This window comes from Methylocystis sp. JAN1, assembly GCF_052186135.1.
GTDB lineage: Bacteria > Pseudomonadota > Alphaproteobacteria > Rhizobiales > Beijerinckiaceae > Methylocystis.
This window is the reverse complement of the sequence record NZ_CP181499.1, coordinates 3,915,856-3,934,139: the sequence shown is the minus strand read 5'-3', so window position 1 is coordinate 3,934,139 and position 18,284 is coordinate 3,915,856. Positions and strand designations below refer to the sequence as shown.

Here is an 18,284-nt window from a genome sequence, read left to right as displayed (position 1 = left end):
ACGACGCCCATGTGCTGGAGCGGGGAAGCTTCGACGGTTTTGGCGGCGACCGGCATCGCCGGCGCGGCCTATTCGGCTCTCAAGAAGAATCCGGAGCCGCTCGCTCTATGGATCTGCCTTCTTTATTTCGCGAGCATGGAGTCGCTGCAGGCGGTCGCCTATTCGGTGCTGAATCAGTGCGATTCGCCCTTGAATCAGATGATGACCATGTTCGGTTATCTTCACATTACGTTCCAGCCCTTCTTCATCAATGCGGTGGCGCTCTATTTCATGCCCAAGGACAGCGCCCGGATCGTCGCGCCCTGGGCCTATTTCGGCTGTTTCGTCGCCGCGATCCTCATGCTGATCCAGCTCTATCCTTTCAGCTGGGCGGGGCATTGCGCGCTGGGGCGGCCGCTCTGCGGCGAGGTGCTCTGCACGGTGCGCGGCGAATGGCACATCGCCTGGCTGCTGCCGACAAACGGGATCGGCAACAGCATGGCCGACAACGCCACGCTCGGGCGCGGCTATATCGGCTATCCCATGATGGCCTTCTTCATCCCGTCGCTCTACGGGAGCTGGCGCTTCATCCTTTTCTCCTGGGTCGCCGGCCCCTGGCTTGCGAGCCTCACGACGAACAACATCAATGAATGGCCGGCGGTCTGGTGCCTGTTCTCGATCGGCCTCGTGCTCGCCATCATCAAGACGCCCCTGCGCTACCATCTTCATGTCGGCGATCCGTGGTGGATGATGATCTGGAAGTGGCGTAAGCGCCGCAAGGCCGCCCGCGGGCCGGCCGCGGCGGCTGCGGAGACGGCCTTGGTGAAGGAGCCGGCGGAGTAGTTTGTTCCCTCTCCCCGCTCGCGGGAAGAGGGTCAGGGTGAGGGGCGAAGCGTCATCGTCGCTCTTTCGGCCTTGCCCCTCACCCTCACTTCTCACCCCTGCCCTTTCCCCGCAGGCGGGAAGAGGGGGTCGAGCGCGCTGACCACGCCCCCGATCAAATTCGCGGCAAGCAGCGCTTCCGTCGAAACCTCGGCGGCGAGGGGCGTCAGGGTCGCTCCCGCCGCCATTCTGTTTTTCAGCTCCCGCCGCGCCGCGACGGCCTCCGCCCAGTCGACCGCGCGAAAGCGCAGCGTTTCTCCCGGCCGCAATTGCGCCAGCCGGCCCAGATCGGCGCCGATCGCCGTGGCGATCTTCGGATAACCGCCCGTGGGCTGGCGATCCGCCATCAGCACGAAAGGGATGCCCGAGCCCGGAACCTGGATGGCCCCCATGGCCGCGCCGTCGGAGACGATGTCGTGGCCGCGCGCATGGATCAGGCGCGGGCCTTCCAGCGCATAGGCCATGCGGTCGCTGCGCGCGCCGACGCGCCACTCGGCGGAGAGCAGGGCCTCGACAGCCCGGGGCGGGAAGTAGTCGTCCTGCGGGCCCAGCATGACGCGGATGGGCGCATCGTCCCGCGCGAGCCAGGGAGCGGTGAGCGCCAGCGGTCCGCGCGGCGGCGGCGCAATGTCCGAGAGCGTCAGCGCGTCGCCCGCCGCGAGCGGTTTCGGGCCGATCCCGGAGCGCGCATGGGTCGAGAGCGAGCCGAGCGCTTTTGGCGCGTCGAAGCGCGCGCCGATCGCCACGTAACACCAGGCGCCGGAAGCCCCGGCCCGGATCGCCAGGCGGGCGCCGGGTTCGAGCGGAAAGACGCGGGCCGGCGGGAGCGTGATTTCGTCCAGACGGACGTCGAAGCCGCCCCCGGCGACGGCGACGGGGAGGGTCGCGCCTTCCGCCTCAAAGATCGCGCCGCCGATCGAAACCTCAATCGCCGCCTCGGCGCCGACGGCGCGGGTCGCGGCGACGAAAGCCGGTTTGTCCATCGGCCCCGCGGGCGTGACGCCGAAACGCGAATGGCCGAAGCGGCCGGCGTCCTGGATCGTGACCCCCGGTCCAGCGGCGCGGACGAGAAGCCGCGCGTTCACGGCCGCGCCTCGCGGCGCGCGACGATCTCGCCCTTCGTAGCGCGCGCGTCGAGCGCGGCGAAGGTCGTGGCGTCGATCGGCTCGAAGCGCAGCGCGTCGCCGGGCGAGACGAGAAAGGGCGGATCGCGGCGAAGCGAAAAGAGCCGCTCCGGCGTGCGGCCAACGACATACCAGCCGGTCGGCATGGGATTGGTCGCGATGAGCGACAAGCCGCCGCCGATCAGCACGGCGCCTTCCGGCGTCGGCCCGCGCGGCGCCAGGCGGCGGGGGACGGCGAGCGCTTCCGGCAGCCCGCCGAGATAGCACCAGCCCGGCGCGAAGCCGTACATGTAGGCGCGATATTTGGCGCCGGCATGGGTCTCGGCGAGCGTTTGCGCGGCCAGGCCGAGGGCCCTTGCCGCTTCTTCAGCGTCCTCAGCGACGGCAGGGTCGTAACAGCAGGGGATGACCCAACGCGCGGCGTCGTTTCGGCTCCGGATCGCTTCGTCGCTGTCGCTCTTCGCAATGACGGCGTTGATCCAGTCGATCAAATCCCGCCGCGGCAAGTCGAGCGGCTCGTATTGCACGAGGAGCGAGCGATAGGTCGGCGTCGTTTCCGTCACGCCCGCCGGCGGCTCGCGACGAAAGGCGGCGTCGAGCGCCAGCACGCGCGCGTTGATCTCGGCGTCGACAGCGTCTCCGAATTCGACCGTCAGCGCCGCTTCGCCCTGATCGAGAAAACGCGGTCGCTCGTAACGCATCTAGCCCTCGCTAAAGGCGCGCAAGGCGAAGCCCCCCGCTTCAAGCCCGGCGCGCAGGCGCCGCGCCATCTCGACGGCGTGGTCCGTGTCGCCATGCACGCAGACGGAGTCGATTGGCGTCGGCAGGCGTTTGCCGGTGACGGCGATGAGCGCGCCCTCCGCCAGCATATCGCGCATGCGCGCCATCGCCGCGTCGCAATCCGTGATGACGGCTCCCGCCTCGCCGCGCGGCTGCAGGCGCCCATCATCGACATAGGCGCGGTCCGCGAAAACTTCATGCGCCACTTTCAGTCCCGCGCGCTCGCCCGCGCGCGTCTGTTCCGAGAGCGCAATGGCGAGAAGCGTAAGAGACGCGTCGGCGGCGCGCGTCGCGCGGGCCAGCGCGTCGGCGACATCCGCGTCCCTCTCGGCGATATTGGCGAGCGCGCCATGCGCTTTCACGTAAGCAATGCGATGGCCGCAGAGCGCAGCGAGCGCCTGCGCCGCGCCGATCTGATAGGCGACGGCGCGCTCGATTTCGGCCGCGCTCATCGCCATGGGCCGGCGCCCGAAGCCCGCCAGATCCGGGAAGCCCACATGCGCGCCGACCGCAACCCGCTTTTCGCGCGCCAGCGCGAAAGTCGCGGCCATGATGTCCGGGTCGCCGGCGTGAAAGCCGCAGGCGACATTGGCGCTCGTCACCACGTCGAGCATCGCCGCGTCGTCGCCCATGCGCCAGGGGCCGAAGCCTTCGCCGAGATCGGCGTTGAGATCGATTCGCCGCGCTGTCGTCATCGAAGCGATCTTAGCGCGCCCGGCCGCGCCGCGACAGCGCGGCGCAAAATAATGAAGCGCCCGCCGAGCTTGCGGCGGGCGCCGGGCGAGCGGGAGCCTTCCGTTATGCGAGAATCGTCTTCAGCTCGGCAACGATCGCGTCGCCCATCTGCGCGGTGGAGATGGAGGAGGGCGCGTCGCCTTTGATGTCGATGGTGCGCAGGCCCTTGGCGAGCACATTGGCGATGGCGGTGTCGATCGCGTCCGCCGCCCTGGCGTTGTCGAAGGAATAGCGCATCGCCATGCCGAGCGAGCCGATCATGGCGATCGGGTTCGCGATTCCCTTGCCGGCGATGTCCGGCGCCGAGCCGTGGCAGGGTTCGTACATGGCGTTGCGCTTGCCCTTCTCATCCGCTGCGCCGAGAGACGCGGAGGGCAGCATGCCGAGCGAGCCGGTGAGCATCGCCGCTTCGTCGGAGAGCATGTCGCCGAAGAGATTGTCGGTGACGATCACGTCGAACTGCTTGGGCCAGCGCACGAGCTGCATGCCGAGCGCGTCGGCGAGCATATGTTCGAGCTGCACGTCGGCATATTCGCGCTTATGCAGCGCGGTGATGACCTCGCGCCACAGATAGCCCGACCGCATGACGTTCGCCTTTTCGGACGAGGTGACTTTGTTCCCGCGCTTGCGCGCGAGTTCGAAGGCGACGCGGCCGATGCGCTCGATCTCGTGGGTTGTGTAGACCTGCGTGTCGACGGCGCGCTTCTCGCCGTTTTCGAGCGTGACGATCTCCTTCGGCTCGCCGAAATAGACGCCGCCGGTCAGTTCGCGCACGATCATGATGTCGAGGCCGTCGACCAGTTCGCGCTTGAGCGAGGAGGCGTCGGCCAGCGCCGGATAGCAGATCGCCGGACGCAGATTGGCGAAGAGGGCGAGGTCCTTGCGCAGGCGCAAAAGGCCGGCTTCGGGGCGCACGGCGTAGGGCGCGCCGTCCCATTTCGGCCCGCCGACGGCGGCGAGCAGCACGGCGTCCGCCGCATGGGCGAGCTTCATGTCGTCTTCGCTGATTGCGACCTTGTGCGCGTCATAGGCGGCGCCGCCGACGAGGCCGCGCTCGACCTCGAACGCCGCCACCCCCGCCTGGCCGAGGAAGTCGATCACCTTCTCGGCCTCGGCGGAGATTTCCGGACCGATGCCGTCGCCGGGCAGGAGCAGGAGCTTGTAGGCGGACATGAAGACCCTCGTTTGCGTGTTGAAGAAATCTGCGCCGTCAATAGAGCGGCGGAGACAGCGGCGCAACATCCGGCGATTTGCGCGCCGTCGTGCGACAATTCGCGCGGCGCGCCTCCCTTGCCGGAAAGGGCGAAGCCGTGCAGCTTGAAAAAGGTCAATGATTAAGACGTTGCCGGGTCTGAGTCGCCGACGCCAAAAGAACGGCGGCCGCCCCCAACGTCGGGGCGGAACGAGGGAGACGAAGCCATGAAAATATTCAAAGTCGTCGCGCTGACGATGTTCGCGGCCTTTGCCGGGGCGATTCCCGCCAAGGCCTTCTGCCTGATGAATTGCGAGCCGAAGCCCGATGACGCCCGCAAGGTCTTCGAGAACCTGATCAAGAACAAGTTCGACAAGGACGCGGCGATCGAAAAGTTCGAGGTCACCCGCTTCTGGCCGCTCGACGTCGAGGGCGCCGGCCATGCCGGCTACGAGTTCTATTTTACGGCGAGCGTCCGCTTCCCCAAGGGCGCCAATCTGGAATGCAAGCCCGAAGGCGGCGCCCCGAAGCCCGGCTGCTCGGACAACACGACCTATTATTCGACCACGATCCAGAACCAGATGATCAAGGACAAGCAATATATCGAGCCCGGCAGCGTCATCGAGTTCAAGGACGAGACCCGCTTCGACCAGGAAGGCTCGAAGTGGAAGGGACAGGACGGCAATATGTACTGAGCCGGTTGGCTGTCTGAAAAAGGGAAGCGGGCCCCGGCGGCCCGCTTTTTGTTTGATTCAGCTCGCCAGGGATCGATCACAATGTCTGCGTTCAGGCGATTCCGCCTAAACGCCGCATGATCTGGCGAGATCTGGCGAAGGCGCCCCTTCCTTGCGCGTCCCGCATGGTGTAGAAGCCCGCGATGGATTTGGCGTCGAGCCTGGCGGAAGCCGGCGCTCCGCTCGGAGAAGGTCGAAAATGCAGCAGGTCATTATCGCGATCCACCTGATGGTGGTGACGGCGCTCGTCATCCTCGTTCTCTACCAAAAGTCGGAGGGCGGCGCGCTCGGCATGGGCGGCAGCGGCGTCTTTACGGGGCGCGGCCAGGCCAACGCCCTGACCCGCGCGACGGGCATTCTCGCGACGATCTTTTTCCTGACCAGCATCGCGCTTACCGTTCTGCCGGCCTGGGAGCGCCACGCGGCGGGCGGCGACGACTGGACCAAGGCGATCGACCAAGGCGACATCAAGTTCAAGGAAATGAAGCCCGGCGAAAAGGACGAGAAGGCGGACCCGACCAAGGATTCGGTCTTCGACCAGCTCCAGCGCGCCCAGCAGAAGCGCCAGCAGGGCGCGGCCCCGGCCCCGGCGGAGCAGAAGCCCGACCTGCGCCCGTCGCAGGAGCCTCCGAAGGCCGAGGCTCCGAAGCCGGCTGAGGCCCCCAAGGCCGAAGCTCCCAAGGCCGAAGCTCCCAAGGCTGAAGCTCCCAAGGCCGAGCCCGTGATCGCAGCCCCGAAGGCCGAAGCTCCGAAGACCGAAGCTCCCGCCGCCGAGGCTCCGAAGCCCGCCGAAACCCCGAAGGCCGAAGCGCCGGCGGCTCCCGCCCCTGCGCCGGCGGCTCCCGCCCCTGCGCCGGCGGCTCCCGCCCCTGCGGCGCCGACGCAGTGGAAGTCGCCCGTCCAATAAGGCGCCCGACAAGCAAGGGACAAAAATACGCTGGGGAAGTCGCTTCCCCGGCGCAAATATGCGCTACCCAAATCCAGCGAAAGGCGTTAGGCGTTAAGCCCCATGGCGCGCTACATCTTCATCACCGGCGGCGTGGTTTCCTCTCTCGGCAAGGGTCTCGCGTCGGCGGTTCTCGGCGCGCTCCTGCAGGCGCGCGGCTACACGGTCCGACTCCGCAAGCTGGACCCTTATCTCAACATCGATCCGGGCACGATGTCGCCCTATCAGCACGGCGAGGTCTTCGTCACGGACGACGGCGCCGAGACGGATCTCGATCTGGGGCATTATGAGCGCTTCACCGGGCGCCCCGCGACCAGGCAGGACAACGTCACGACGGGCCGCATCTATCAGGACATCATCAACAGGGAGCGGCGCGGCGACTATCTCGGCGCGACGATCCAGGTCATCCCGCATGTCACCAACGCCATCAAGGAGTTCATCCTCGAGGGCAACGACAATGTGGATTTCGCGCTGATCGAGATCGGCGGCACGGTCGGCGACATCGAGGGCCTGCCTTTCTTCGAGGCCATCCGCCAGATCAAATATGATCTGCCGCAGAATCACGCGATCTATATCCACCTGACGCTGCTCCCCTACATTCCGAGCGCCGGCGAGCTGAAGACCAAGCCCACGCAGCATTCGGTGAAGGAGCTGCGCTCCATCGGCATTCAGCCGGACATTCTCCTCTGCCGCACGGACCGCGAGATCCCGCGCGAGGAGCGCCGCAAGCTTGGGCTTTTCTGCAACGTGCGCGAGCAGGCGGTGATCGAGGCGCGCGACGCCGCGAACATCTACGACGTTCCGCGCGCCTATCACGCGGCCGGCCTCGACGCGCAGGTGCTCGCCGCCTTCGGCATCGAGCCCGCGCCCAAGCCCGATATGAGCCGCTGGAACGCGGTGACGCAGCGCATTCTCAATCCCGAGGGCGAGGTCACCATCGCGGTCGTCGGCAAATACACCGAGATGAAGGACGCCTATAAGAGCCTCATCGAGGCCCTGGCGCATGGCGGCATCGCGAACCGGGTGAAGGTCAATCTCGACTGGATCGAGTCCGAGATTTTCGAGGGCGGCGACCCGGCCGCGCATCTCGAACATGTGCACGGCATTCTGGTGCCGGGCGGCTTCGGCCAGCGCGGCGCCGAGGGCAAGATTCTCGCGGCCCGTTTCGCGCGCGAGCGCGGCGTGCCCTATTTCGGCATCTGTTTCGGCATGCAGATGGCGGTGATCGAGGCGGCGCGCGCGCTTGCGGGCGTCGACGAGGCCAATTCCACCGAATTCGGCCCCTGCGCAGAGCCGGTCGTCGGCCTCATGACCGAATGGCTCAAGGGCAATGAGCTGGAGAAGCGCGCGGCCGGCGGCGATCTCGGCGGCACGATGCGGCTCGGCGCTTTTCCGGCGCTGCTGAAGCCCGGTTCGCGTATCGCGAAAATCTACGGCAAGACCGAAATCTCGGAACGCCACCGCCACCGCTATGAGGTGAATTTCAAATATCGCGAGCGGCTGGAGGCCTGCGGGCTCCTGTTCGCGGGCTCCTCGCCGGACGGCTTGCTGCCCGAGACGGTCGAAATCCCCGACCATCCCTGGTTCATCGGCGTGCAGTATCACCCCGAGCTGAAATCGCGGCCCTTCGAGCCGCACCCGCTGTTTGCGAGTTTTATCGCGGCGGCGAAGGCGCAGAGCCGGTTGGTGTGACTAATAACTGCAAGTAGAGATGTTTCAGGGGCGCTTTCAGAGTAAAGCGCCCTCGGCAGGGTCGCGCCGGCTCGCCCGCTCGAGACGGCGGCGTTTGCAGCTCCTCCTCGCAAGCGGGAGGGGGATAACCCCTTACTCCGCCGCCAGCACCTGCGGCGGGGGAAAGGCGACCTCGATCAGCGTGCCTTCGTTCTTGCGGCTCCTGATCGTGAAGCTGGCATGGTTGGCTTCGATCAGCGCCTTGGTGAGGGGCAGGCCGAGGCCCGTGCCGCGGACCCTGCGGGAGGTCGCGACCTGCTTGAAAGGTTCGAGCGCCGTCGTGACCTCGTCCTCCGACATGCCGATGCCGGTGTCCTTCACGCGGATCAGGACATGGCCCGACTCGGCGAGCGCCGAGGAGACGATCACCTGTCCGCCCGGCTCGTTGTATTTCATCGCGTTGGACAGGAGATTGAGCAGGATCTGCTTGAGGGAGCGCTGGTCGGCGCGGATCGGCGGCAGGCGGTCGGCGAGCGCGAGGCGCATCACGATCTTCGCCTGATTGGCCTGCGTCTGCATGATCGACGCACATTCGGCGATCACGGCGTTGGCGTCGACGCGGTCGAATTCCAGATCCATCTTGCCCGCCTCGATCTTGGAAAGGTCGAGCAGATCGTTGACGAGCGAGAGGACATGCGCGCCCGAAGAATGCACGTCCTTCAGATATTCCTTGTAGCGCTCCGAGCCGATGGGGCCGAAGCGCTCCTCCATCATCACCTCCGCGAAGCCGATGATGGCGTTGAGCGGGGTGCGGATTTCGTGGCTGACGCGCGCGAGGAAATCCGACTTTGCGGCGTTGGCCTGCTCGGCGGCGTCGCGCGCGGCGGCGAGTTCGTCATGGTCTTCCTCGGCGCCCGGCGCGCGCAGCGTGACGCAGAGTTTCTGCACGGGGCCGAGGCGACGCAGCGTCGCCTGATAGGCCTTGCCGCCGACGCGGGCGTTGAGCCGCAGCGCATCGCCGGTTTCGGCGGCGTGGGCGAGGCGGGCGGCGAAGCTCCGCTCCTCGTCGGGCGCGAAGAGCGACGAGAAGGCCAGGCCGTCGAAGGCGCCCTTTTCCGCGTCGAACAAAGCGGAAAAGGCGCCCGTGGCGCTCTCGATGCGGCGATTGTCGTCCAGCACCGCGACGGCGACGCCGCTCGTCTCCAGAATGGCGCGCAACAGGCTGTTGTCGGCGCGGGTCCGGGCGAGCTTCTCGTCGCGCTCGCGGGCGAGCGCCAGCGCGCTTTCCTCGGGGCCGGGGAGCCTGCGCTGATTGCGGCGCAGCGTCACCAGCGTCGCCGGCGCGCCTTCCCAATCTACCGTCTGCAGATGCGCGTCGACGTCGAGCGCCTCGCCCCCGCTCGATTGCACCGCCGCGGCCCGGGCGCCCGGATCGGCGGGCGGTCGGCCGAAGAACATGCGGGCGAGACCGCCGTCCTTCTCGAAGGCGGCGAGATCGGCGTAGCCAAGATAGTCGAGCAGCGTGCGATTGGCGAAAAGCGTCTGCGCGCCGCGCGCGATCAGAACGCCCACGGGCAGATGGTCCAGAATATCGGCTGCGGGGACGGCGGCGACGCGCGACGGCTCGGGCTCCGGCGGCGCCTCGGCGACCTGGCCGAGTTGCGCGGCGATGTCGTCGAGCGAGGCGGCGACGGGAGGCGGAACCGGCTCACCGGGCGCCGGCGAGGCGGCCTCAACCGCCTGCGCCACGGCGGCAGGATCGACCGCTTCGCCCGGCATGATCTCGCCGGCGCGCAAGGCGCGGGCGATCTCCTCGAAATTCAGCCGTTCCGTCGACGTGAGTTCTTCGGATGCGGCCTCGGGAGGAGTTTCCGGCTCCGCCCGCTGGGGGGCGGCCGGCCGCAAGGGCACGACATTTCCGGAGGAATAGCGCTCGAGCGCCCCCAAGGGCGGCGAGGCCGGCGTTTCCGCGACGGGCGCCGGCGCCTCGGCGACGAAGGCCCGGTCGAGATGGATCACGCCGTAGCCCTGAAAGCCGGCGAAGCGGCGGTCAGCGTCCATGGTCGGCAGGGCGCCGAGCGTCACGGGCGCGCGGGCGCCGTCCTCTTCGAGCGGCCAGGCCACCTCGACGCCGCTCCAGCTCCTTTGCGCGGCCACGGCCTCGGCGAAGGCCGGGGCAAGGCCGAAACCGGAAACGACCGACGCCACCTCGCGGCCGAGAATGTCCGCGCGCGCGTCGCCTGCAATGTCCGCGAGCACGCGCGTCACGTCGACGAAGCGCCCGGCGGCGTCCGTCTTCCACAGGAAACGGGGCGCCCGCTCGCCGTGGCGCTCGGTGAGCCGCGCGCGCAGCGCGAACGTCGCGGCTACGGGGTCCGCGAGCGGCGAAACCTCTGCGGCGGGTTCGCTCCGCATGGCCTCCCGGTCCGATATGGCGCCATGCGGCTCATGCGCCGTTTCGTGCGCCGCCGCCGGCCGCACGCCGAGCGCCGCGATGACGAAACAGGCGGGCGCGTCGCCGTCCATCAGCTTGCGGCAGAGAATCGTGATGGTCTGCGGGGCGTCGGCGAGTTCGAAGCGCAGCCTCTCGAGCCGCAGCGCCGCGCCGTGGCGAACGGATTCGACAAGTTGGGAAAGCCGCTTCGCGCCGGGCTCCGCGCCGTAAAAGAGCCGCGCGGCGAGCGCCTCGGCGTCGGCGCCGAAGACGGCGCGGGCGGCGGCGTTGAGATAAACGATCTTCAGCGGGTCGCCGCGGGCGGCCACGATCGGCGCGCCGGAGGCGTCAAGGGCCGCGAAAGCGGGATCGGCCGCGATGCGGCTGGCGGCGCTCTCGCCCCCCTCGATCTCTGCCTTGAACCCGCTCATGACGCTGGCCGCCTTTGCGACGGAGACTTTCGCCCGCCCCAGGACCGCCCGCCCTTGGCCGCCGCTCGGGCGCATATGGCTAGCGCCCGGGGAAGGGCGTTAACGCAAACTTAATCGTATCGCATCGGCGGGTCTATCCGCGTCCGCCGGTTTTTCAGCGCTTTTTGTTCGAAGTTGTGAAGATTGACGCGTCGCACAATAATTTTGTTGCAACGCAGCAAGCGTTCGGGCACAGTCCCGTCCGCCTGCCGGTTTGCGCCGGCCGGCGGCGCCGGCGCGTCATGATCCAGCCAATCTTGGGGCGAAAAATCGTTTCGCGACGGCGTTTGGAACAGGAGATAGTCCATGGTTGAACCGATTTATCAGGTGCCGAACGAAGTCCGCGATTTCGCGGAAAAAAGCGTCGAGCAGGCGCGCAAGGCTTTCGAAGGTTTTGCGGGCGCCGCCCAGAAGGCGCTGACTTCCACCTCCGATCTGCCGATCGTCCCGCCGGGAGCGAAGGATGTCGGCGCGAAGGCGTTTTCCTTCGCAGAAGCCAATGTCAATGCGGCGTTCGACCTCGCGCAGAAGCTCGTCAAGGCGAAGGACCCGCAGGAAGTTTTCCAGCTCCAGGCTGAATATGTGAAGTCGCAGCTCGCCGCCGTTCAGGAGCAGGCGAAGGAGCTCGGCGCCGCGATCCAGCGGTCCACGACCCTGAAGTCCTGATCGCGGGCGATCGGATCTTTGCAATCCTTTAGAGGAGCGGCCCCATGGCGAAGAACAGCAAGGGTGGTAGCCAAAGCAATTCCGTCGACGCCGGACAGGAGATCCCTGACGCGGCGCCGGCCGAGACGACGCTCGCCGGCGCGCCCGCTGGCCACGACGAGGGGACCGTCGAGCCGGTCGTCGCGAACGAGGCCGCAAGCCCCGAGCCGGCCGCGGAGATCGCCGACATCGTGTCGGCGCCGCTCGCCATCGTCGACGAGGCCGTCGAGACCGCGACGGAAGGCTTCGCCGCCGCGTTTTCCTTCGACAGCTCGGAATGGTCGAAGAAATCGCTCGAGCTCTGGTCGGAGCACGCGGCCGCTTTCTTCGCTTTCGCGGAGCAGCTCTCCAGGGCGCAGACCTTCGAGGAGATTGTCGATCTCCAGTCCCGCTTCGCCAGCGAGCGCTTCGAGGCGTTCCTGCGTCAGTCGAAAGAGCTGATGGATGTCGCCAAGAGCATCGCGACCGTGACGGCGGCGCCGCTCTGCGACGCGCGCAGGGCCGCCTGAAAGAATCCGATTGGATCAGCGCCGGCGGCCTTTTGCGGGGTCGCCGGCGCTTTTTTCTACAGCGTCGCGGCGATCAGCGCGCGCAGCGCCGGGGTCACGTCGGGCATCACGCCCGTCCAGTCGCGAAAGGCCGGCCGCGCCTGATGCAGCAGCATGCCGAGCCCGTCGACCGGCGTCGCGCCCATGAGGCGGGCGGCGGCGAGGAGCGGGGTCTCGAGCGGCGCATAGACAATGTCGGCGACGACCGCGGAGGACGGCAGGGCGGCGAGCGAAAGGTCGAGCGGAGCCTGCCCGATCATGCCCTGGCTCGTCGTGTTGACGAGGAGCCCCGCGCCGGAAAGCGCCGCGCGGCGCTCCTCCCAGGGATAGGCCGCGACCGGCGCGCCGAAATCGGCGGCCAACCGCTCGGCGCGTTCGCGCGTGCGGTTGAACAGCCGGATTTCCTGCGCGCCCGCCTCGATGAGGCCGGAGACGATCGCCCGGGCGCCGCCGCCCGCGCCGATGACGATGCAGGGGCCCCGCGCCGCGGCCCAATGCGGCGCCGCCTCGCGCAGCGAGGCGACGAAGCCGTAGCCGTCATAATTGCGCCCGTTCAGTCTTCCCTGCGCATCGACCAGGACGCAGTTGACGGCGCCGATGCGGGCGGCCGCCGGATCAATCAAATCGAGAAAACCGAGCGCCTTTTCCTTGTGGGGGATGGTGAGGTTGCAGCCGGCGAAGCCCAAAGCCGGCAGGGCGCGCAGCGCGGCTTCGAGCTTGCCCGGCTCTACGGGCAAGGGGACGTAAGCGCCCTCGATTCCATATTGCGCGAGCCAGTGATTATGGATTTTCGGGCTGCGCGAATGCGCGATGGGCCAGCCCATGACGCCGGCAAGGACGAATTTGGAGTGTTTCATGGAGGCTTCCGAGGTTTCTTGCCTCGTATCGGCCGGATGGCGTTAAACTGCAACTTGAATTGACGCTGTTGCGAAGAGCGAAGGGCCAAAGCAACCCCGAGTCGCGGTCGCTCCGTTGAATTGTTTTGCGGCGCTCGCAATTCGGAATGCCGAGACGCCGCGGCGGTCGGAGGAGAGAATAAATGGATTTGGCGCGGAACCGGCGGCTGGGCGCCCTGCTCGAAGATGCGGAACAGTCCATCGCCGCACATTGGGAGCGCTGCCGCGACAGTGGCGTCGCCGGGGCGACGCAGGCGGCGACCGACCGGGTGGACGCCCGCATCCGGGCCTATTTTCAGGCGCTGAAGTCGCTGCCCGGCGGCGCCCCGGACGAGAGGATCGTCGCGGCGCTGCGCAGCCTTTATGACGATCTCATGCGCATCGACGCCGAAACCGGCGGCGCCTTTCTGGAGGAAGCCGAGCGCGACCTCCTGGAGCCGCTGGTCCTCAACGCCGCCGAAGCGGCGGGGCTCGACCCCAACAAATTCCCCCGCCGCGAGCCGGCGGGGAAGAAGCTCGATTTCAGCGCGGCGCGAGGGCGCTGAACAGGGCGTCGTCCTCGTTGACGCCGTTATTGCCGGTCGTCAGCAGCTTTTCGCCGTAGAAGATCGAATTCGCGCCCGCGACGAGGCAGAGGATCTGCGCCTCCCGGCCGAGGAAGGACCGCCCCGCGGAAAGACGGACCCGGGCCTTGGGCATCACGATGCGGGTCGTCGCGATCATGCGGACGAGGTCGAGCGGATCGACCTTCTGCCGCTCGGCGAGCGGCGTGCCCTCGACGGCGACGAGCGTGTTGATCGGCACGCTTTCCGGATGCGGATCGAAGCCCGCGAGGACCTGCAACATGCCGGCGCGGTCGCGCACGCTCTCGCCCATGCCGATAATGCCGCCGCAGCACATCTCCAGTCCCGCGCCGCGCACCGCCTTCAGCGTGTCGAGACGATCCTGATAGGTGCGGGTGGTGATGATGTCGCCGTAAAACTCCGGCCCGGTGTCGAGATTGTGGTTATAGGCGGTAAGCCCCGCCTCGACGAGACGCTTCGCTTGTCCCTCGTCGATCATGCCGAGCGTGACGCAGGCCTCCATGCCGAGCGCGCGCACGCCGCGCACCATGTCGACGACCGCGTCGAAGCGCTTGTCCCTGGGAGCCGAGCGCCAGGCGGCGCCCATGCAGAAGCGGTCGGCTCCGGCGTCCTTCGCGGCTTTCGCCGCCGTCAACACCTCGTCGGTCGCGAGCAGGTCGACGCGGTCGAGCTTCACCTCGCGGTGATGCGCCGATTGCGGGCAATAGGAACAGTCCTCCGGGCAGCCGCCGGTCTTGATCGAGAGCAGCGCAGCCTTCTGCACGTCGTTGACGTCGTGATAGCGGCGGTGGACGGCGTTGGCCTGGGCGATGAGGTCGAGCAGCGGCAGATCGTGGACGCCGACGATTTCGTCGAGCGTCCAGTCGTGCCGGATGTTGAAGTCCGCTGGCGCGTTCATTTCGCGGCTCCCTTGCGATTCTGCGAGCGGGCCGCGAGCTTGCGCTCGGGCGCGGCGGTCCCGGCGCCCTGCGCGCCCTTGGTCGCCTTGCCGCTGAGGGTCATGAAAGCCACATAGAGCGCTACCGTCACATCGAACCCCACGGTCGCCATCACGAAGGGGGCGGGGGCGAAATCGCGGCCGGCGCCGAAATAATGCTCGTAAAGCGTCCAGGCGGCGTGCAGGGCGAAGCCAGCGGTCACGAACCAGGGCGAGCCGACGATCGACATGCCGGCGAGCGTGCCGAAAAAGGCGACGGCGGTCATCTCGAAGCCAACCCAGGTCTCGTAATTTTCCGTGCGAATCGCGAAGCCGACATAGAGGAAGCAGACGGCGATGAGCGCGTAGGCCGCGAGCAGCGACGGCCGCGTCTTCGACCAGCGGGCGAGAACGACGAGGCCGATGGCGAAAAGAACCCCGAGGCCCGCGAAGATGGCGATTTCAACTGTGTCGAGCATGGCGTGACCGGTTGCCCCGCGCTGGCGCGGGTTATTGAAGATGTTCTGGCCGCGAAAGGTCTATAAGGGGGGCGGGGATTTCGAACAAGGGGCGGGGAGGTTGCCCTCATCGGACCCTCGCTCGCGCGAGGGCCGCCTTCTCCCGTGAGCGGGAGAAGGAGTCGCGCCCCAGGGTTCTCTCTTCTCCCGCTTGCGGGAGAAGGTGGCCCCTGCGTCAGCAGGGGTCGGATGAGGGCGAGCGCTTCGCCCTTTTTTGCTCCGCGTCGAAAACTGGCCTCAAGCCTGCTATAGCATCCTTGACCCCGGGGCGGGGCGCATCGTTTCGAAGGTTCATCATGCAGCTCGACGCACAGACAAAGGAAGCGCCGGCCAATGTTTCGGCCGAGGCGGAGACGCGCAGCGACCTGCCGCTCAACGAGGACATCCGTCTCCTCGGGCGTCTTCTCGGCGACGCGGTGCGCGAGCACGAGGGCAATGAAGCCTTCGAGCGCATCGAGACGATCCGGCGCCTCTCCGTGGCCGCGAGCCGCAACAGGGACCAGGACGCCGCCGCGAAGCTCGACGCGCTCCTGCGCTCGCTCTCGGCCAAAGAAGCGACGGCGGTCATCCGCGCCTTCAGCTATTTCTCGCATCTCGCCAACATCGCGGAGGACCTGCATCCGCTCAAGGAGCGCGCGCGGGCGCTCGCCAATGGCGGAACGCCCGACGAGCCGAGCCTTTCCCGCTCCTTCGCGCATCTGCGCAAGGCGGCGGTCGGCCCCGGCAAGATCGCCGCGGCCCTGTCGCGCGGCTGGATCTCGCCGGTGCTCACCGCGCACCCGACGGAAGTGCGCCGCAAGAGCCTGCTCGACACGGAGCGCGCCATCTTCAACCTGCTCGCCGCGCGCGAACATATGAAGAGCAAGGCGGAGCGCGCGCAGAACGAGCTGCAGCTGCGCGCCCGCGTGCTGCAATTGTGGCAGACCGAGCTTCTGCGCGAGTCGCGGCTCACCGTGCGCGACGAGATCGAGAATTCGCTCTCTTATTACCGCTCGACCTTCCTGCGCGAGATTCCGAGGCTCTACGCCGAGATCGAGGCGAAGCTCGAAGGGCTGCGGGTGCCGCCCTTCCTGCGTATGGGCGCCTGGGTCGGCGGCGACCGCGACGGCAATCCCAATGTCACCGCCGATTCGCTTTCGACGGCCATGCGCATGCAGTGCGAGACCGCGCTGCGCTTTTATCTCACCGAGGTGCACGAACTTGGCGCGGAGCTTTCCATCTCGCGGCGCTATGGCGGCGCCACCAAGGCGCTTGAAGATCTCGCCGCGCGCTCGGGCGACGACAATCCGCATCGCGACAACGAGCCCTATCGCCGCGCGCTGACCGGCGTCTATTCGCGTCTCGCCGGCACGCTCGAAAAGCTCACCGGCGGGCAGGCGATGCGCCACGCCGTCGCGCCGGGCGAGCCCTACGCCAATAGCTGGGCCTTCCTCGCCGATCTCGTGACGATCGACGAAAGCCTGCGCATCCATCACAGCGAGGTGATCGCCTCGCAGCGCCTGGAGCCGCTGATCCGCGCCGTGGAGGTCTTCGGCTTCCATCTCGCGACGCTCGATCTCCGCCAGAGCTCCGACCGCCATGAGGAAACGCTTGCCGAGCTTCTCGCGGCCGCGCGCGTGACGGAGGATTACGCCGCGCTCTCCGAGGTCGAGAAGCAGCAGCTTTTGATCCGGCTCCTTTCCGATCCGCGGCCGGTGCGCCTGCCGGGCCGGGTCTACAGCGACCGCGCGATGAGCGAGCTCGAAATTTTCGAGCGCGCCGTCGAGATGCGCCGCCTTTATGGCGACGAGGCGATCCGCCATTACATCGTCAGCCATACCGAGACGGTGAGCGACCTCCTGGAAGTGTTGCTGCTTCAAAAGGAATGCGGCCTCATGCGCGGCACGCTCGATCCGCGCGACACGGAGAGCGTCACGGCCGATCTCATCATCGCGCCGCTCTTCGAGACGATCGGCGATCTGCGCAACGCCGCGCCGATTATGCGCGCCTTCTACGCGCTGCCGGGCATTCAGCGTCTGATCGTCAGCTCCGGCGCCCAGCAGGACATCATGCTGGGCTATTCGGACTCCAACAAGGACGGCGGCATTCTCACCAGCATCTGGGAGCTTTACCGCGCCTCCACGGCGCTTGCCGAGTTCTTCGCCTCCATGCCCAATATCGCCATGCGGCTGTTCCACGGCCGCGGCGGCACGGTGGGTCGCGGCGGCGGGCCGAGCTATGACGCCATTCTCGCCCAGCCGCCGGGCACGGTGAACGGCCAGATCCGCCTCACGGAGCAGGGCGAGGTGATTGCGGCGAAATACTCCAATCCGCAGATCGGGCACGTCAATCTGGAGCTTCTCGTCGCCGCGACGCTCGAAGCCACGCTGCTCTCGCAGAACAAGGCGCCGCCCGAGGAGTTTCTGGAGGTCGCCGACGAGCTGTCGCGCGCCGGCATGGCCGCCTATCGCGGCCTCGTCTACGAGACGGCGGGTTTCGTCGACTATTTCTTCGCCTCGACGCCGATTTCGGAAATCGCCACTCTGAACATCGGCTCGCGCCCCGCTTCGCGCAAACCCTCGCGCAAGATCGAAGATCTGCGCGCAATCCCGTGGAGCTTCTCCTGGGCGCAGGCGCGCGTCGCGTTGCCGGGCTGGTTCGGCTTCGGCTCGGCGATCGCCGGCTTCCTGGCGCAGGACGAAAAAGCGCGGCTCGATCTGCTGCGGCGCATGGCGAAGGAATGGCCCTTCTTCCGCTCGCTCCTCTCCAATATCGACATGATCCTGTCGAAGACGGATCTGGAGATCGCCCGCCATTATGCGGAGCTGGTCGAGGACCGCGCGCTCGCCGAGCGCATCTTCGCGATGATCGAGGCCGAGCATGCGCGCTCGGTCGACGCGCTGACGAAGATTTCCGGCGCCACGGAGCGTCTCGCCGACAATCCGGCGCTGGCGCGCTCGATCAAGCACCGCTTCCCCTATATCGCGCCGCTCAATTACATTCAGGCGGAGCTGATCCGCCGCCACCGCGCCGGCATGACCGACCCGGAAATCCGCGAGGGCATTCTGATGTCGATCAACGGCGTTTCGGCGGGCCTGCGCAATACGGGGTGACGGGCGGGGCTGATCTCTTCAGCGGCCCGATGATGCGAGCCTGAAGGCTCGCGGTCCAGGGGCGCCTTTCTAGACCGC

At 67.4% G+C, this 18,284-nt stretch carries 17 protein-coding genes; 8 read left to right on the top strand and 9 right to left on the bottom strand.

The window, feature by feature from the left end; translation table 11 throughout:
* Positions 1-9: 9 nt before the first annotated feature.
* Positions 10-822, top strand: coding sequence for a DUF5765 domain-containing protein (locus ACNHKD_RS18800; RefSeq protein WP_442755003.1), 813 nt, complete (start codon positions 10-12; stop codon positions 820-822).
* 92 nt (positions 823-914) lie between these two features.
* Here the strand turns inward: ACNHKD_RS18800 and ACNHKD_RS18795 are convergent, their stop codons facing one another.
* The 4 genes from ACNHKD_RS18795 to leuB all read right to left on the bottom strand — a co-directional run bounded on the left by ACNHKD_RS18795 (position 915) and on the right by leuB (position 4,673).
* Positions 915-1,946, bottom strand: coding sequence for a biotin-dependent carboxyltransferase family protein (locus ACNHKD_RS18795; protein WP_442755002.1), 1,032 nt, complete (start codon positions 1,944-1,946; stop codon positions 915-917).
* On the bottom strand, positions 1,943-2,686 hold the full coding sequence (locus ACNHKD_RS18790; protein WP_442755001.1) for a 5-oxoprolinase subunit B family protein: 744 nt from the start codon (positions 2,684-2,686) through the stop codon (positions 1,943-1,945). Before ACNHKD_RS18790 ends, ACNHKD_RS18795 begins: the two co-directional genes overlap by 4 nt.
* Positions 2,687-3,460, bottom strand: coding sequence for a LamB/YcsF family protein (locus ACNHKD_RS18785; RefSeq protein WP_442755000.1), 774 nt, complete (start codon positions 3,458-3,460; stop codon positions 2,687-2,689). It lies immediately after the preceding gene.
* Positions 3,461-3,563: 103 nt separating this feature from the next.
* Positions 3,564-4,673 (bottom strand): 3-isopropylmalate dehydrogenase, encoded by a 1,110-nt coding sequence (gene leuB / locus ACNHKD_RS18780; RefSeq protein ID WP_442754999.1) that lies wholly within the window; start codon positions 4,671-4,673, stop codon positions 3,564-3,566.
* A gap of 246 nt (positions 4,674-4,919) precedes the next feature.
* On the opposite strand from leuB, the gene ACNHKD_RS18775 reads away from it, so the two are divergent.
* From ACNHKD_RS18775 to ACNHKD_RS18765, 3 genes are all read left to right on the top strand, one after another.
* Positions 4,920-5,387 (top strand): hypothetical protein, encoded by a 468-nt coding sequence (locus ACNHKD_RS18775; RefSeq protein ID WP_442754998.1) that lies wholly within the window; start codon positions 4,920-4,922, stop codon positions 5,385-5,387.
* Positions 5,388-5,625: 238 nt separating this feature from the next.
* Entirely contained in the window at positions 5,626-6,333 is a 708-nt protein-coding gene (gene secG / locus ACNHKD_RS18770) for a preprotein translocase subunit SecG (protein WP_442754997.1), read from the top strand.
* Positions 6,334-6,435: 102 nt separating this feature from the next.
* Positions 6,436-8,064, top strand: coding sequence for a CTP synthase (locus tag ACNHKD_RS18765; RefSeq protein WP_442754996.1), 1,629 nt, complete (start codon positions 6,436-6,438; stop codon positions 8,062-8,064).
* A gap of 132 nt (positions 8,065-8,196) precedes the next feature.
* On the opposite strand, the gene ACNHKD_RS18760 is transcribed toward ACNHKD_RS18765, so the two are convergent.
* Positions 8,197-10,908: an ATP-binding protein gene (locus tag ACNHKD_RS18760; protein ID WP_442754995.1), complete on the bottom strand. Its 2,712-nt coding sequence runs from the start codon at positions 10,906-10,908 to the stop codon at positions 8,197-8,199.
* A 110-nt stretch (positions 10,909-11,018) separates the two neighbouring features.
* Complete coding sequence (locus tag ACNHKD_RS18755) at positions 11,019-11,255, bottom strand: hypothetical protein (protein ID WP_442754994.1); 237 nt, start codon at positions 11,253-11,255, stop codon at positions 11,019-11,021.
* On the opposite strand from ACNHKD_RS18755, the gene ACNHKD_RS18750 reads away from it, so the two are divergent.
* Together ACNHKD_RS18750 and ACNHKD_RS18745 are read left to right on the top strand one after the other, a co-directional pair.
* A complete protein-coding gene (locus ACNHKD_RS18750) occupies positions 11,254-11,613 on the top strand; it encodes a phasin (protein ID WP_442754993.1) in 360 nt (119 codons plus the stop codon). The genes ACNHKD_RS18755 and ACNHKD_RS18750 overlap by 2 nt on opposite strands.
* Before the next feature lie 44 nt (positions 11,614-11,657).
* Positions 11,658-12,161: a phasin family protein gene (locus ACNHKD_RS18745; protein ID WP_442754992.1), complete on the top strand. Its 504-nt coding sequence runs from the start codon at positions 11,658-11,660 to the stop codon at positions 12,159-12,161.
* A gap of 56 nt (positions 12,162-12,217) precedes the next feature.
* On the opposite strand, the gene ACNHKD_RS18740 is transcribed toward ACNHKD_RS18745, so the two are convergent.
* Complete coding sequence (locus ACNHKD_RS18740; RefSeq protein ID WP_442754991.1) at positions 12,218-13,057, bottom strand: shikimate dehydrogenase; 840 nt, start codon at positions 13,055-13,057, stop codon at positions 12,218-12,220.
* Between the two features lie 182 nt (positions 13,058-13,239).
* Here ACNHKD_RS18740 and ACNHKD_RS18735 point away from each other — a divergent pair, with 182 nt between their 5' ends.
* Entirely contained in the window at positions 13,240-13,641 is a 402-nt protein-coding gene (locus ACNHKD_RS18735) for a hypothetical protein (RefSeq protein WP_442754990.1), read from the top strand.
* Here the strand turns inward: ACNHKD_RS18735 and bioB are convergent.
* Both bioB and ACNHKD_RS18725 read right to left on the bottom strand, forming a co-directional pair.
* Positions 13,619-14,578 carry a biotin synthase BioB gene (bioB, locus tag ACNHKD_RS18730; RefSeq protein WP_442754989.1) on the bottom strand — a complete coding sequence of 320 codons (960 nt, stop codon included), beginning with the start codon at positions 14,576-14,578 and terminating at the stop codon, positions 13,619-13,621. The two genes, ACNHKD_RS18735 and bioB, sit on opposite strands and share 23 nt — an antisense overlap.
* Positions 14,575-15,075 carry a PTS sugar transporter subunit IIA gene (locus tag ACNHKD_RS18725; protein ID WP_442754988.1) on the bottom strand — a complete coding sequence of 167 codons (501 nt, stop codon included), beginning with the start codon at positions 15,073-15,075 and terminating at the stop codon, positions 14,575-14,577. Before ACNHKD_RS18725 ends, bioB begins: the two co-directional genes overlap by 4 nt.
* Before the next feature lie 335 nt (positions 15,076-15,410).
* Here ACNHKD_RS18725 and ppc point away from each other — a divergent pair, with 335 nt between their 5' ends.
* The gene (gene ppc, locus ACNHKD_RS18720; RefSeq protein ID WP_442754987.1) at positions 15,411-18,206 is read left to right on the top strand and encodes a phosphoenolpyruvate carboxylase; all 2,796 of its coding nucleotides are present in this window, start codon (positions 15,411-15,413) and stop codon (positions 18,204-18,206) included.
* Positions 18,207-18,284: the final 78 nt, after the last annotated feature.

Bases quoted from the DNA above. Each gene is read 5' to 3' on its own strand.
- ACNHKD_RS18800 (WP_442755003.1), top strand. From the start codon at position 10: ATGTGCTGGAGCGGGGAAGCTTCGACGGTTTTGGCGGCGACCGGCATC.
- ACNHKD_RS18790 (WP_442755001.1), bottom strand. From the start codon at position 2,686: ATGCGTTACGAGCGACCGCGTTTTCTCGATCAGGGCGAAGCGGCGCTG.
- ACNHKD_RS18785 (WP_442755000.1), bottom strand. From the start codon at position 3,460: ATGACGACAGCGCGGCGAATCGATCTCAACGCCGATCTCGGCGAAGGC.
- leuB (WP_442754999.1), bottom strand. From the start codon at position 4,673: ATGTCCGCCTACAAGCTCCTGCTCCTGCCCGGCGACGGCATCGGTCCG.
- ACNHKD_RS18775 (WP_442754998.1), top strand. From the start codon at position 4,920: ATGAAAATATTCAAAGTCGTCGCGCTGACGATGTTCGCGGCCTTTGCC.
- secG (WP_442754997.1), top strand. From the start codon at position 5,626: ATGCAGCAGGTCATTATCGCGATCCACCTGATGGTGGTGACGGCGCTC.
- ACNHKD_RS18765 (WP_442754996.1), top strand. From the start codon at position 6,436: ATGGCGCGCTACATCTTCATCACCGGCGGCGTGGTTTCCTCTCTCGGC.
- ACNHKD_RS18760 (WP_442754995.1), bottom strand. From the start codon at position 10,908: ATGAGCGGGTTCAAGGCAGAGATCGAGGGGGGCGAGAGCGCCGCCAGC.
- ACNHKD_RS18750 (WP_442754993.1), top strand. From the start codon at position 11,254: ATGGTTGAACCGATTTATCAGGTGCCGAACGAAGTCCGCGATTTCGCG.
- ACNHKD_RS18755 (WP_442754994.1), bottom strand. From the start codon at position 11,255: ATGGACTATCTCCTGTTCCAAACGCCGTCGCGAAACGATTTTTCGCCC.
- ACNHKD_RS18745 (WP_442754992.1), top strand. From the start codon at position 11,658: ATGGCGAAGAACAGCAAGGGTGGTAGCCAAAGCAATTCCGTCGACGCC.
- ACNHKD_RS18740 (WP_442754991.1), bottom strand. From the start codon at position 13,057: ATGAAACACTCCAAATTCGTCCTTGCCGGCGTCATGGGCTGGCCCATC.
- ACNHKD_RS18735 (WP_442754990.1), top strand. From the start codon at position 13,240: ATGGATTTGGCGCGGAACCGGCGGCTGGGCGCCCTGCTCGAAGATGCG.
- bioB (WP_442754989.1), bottom strand. From the start codon at position 14,578: ATGAACGCGCCAGCGGACTTCAACATCCGGCACGACTGGACGCTCGAC.
- ACNHKD_RS18725 (WP_442754988.1), bottom strand. From the start codon at position 15,075: ATGCTCGACACAGTTGAAATCGCCATCTTCGCGGGCCTCGGGGTTCTT.
- ppc (WP_442754987.1), top strand. From the start codon at position 15,411: ATGCAGCTCGACGCACAGACAAAGGAAGCGCCGGCCAATGTTTCGGCC.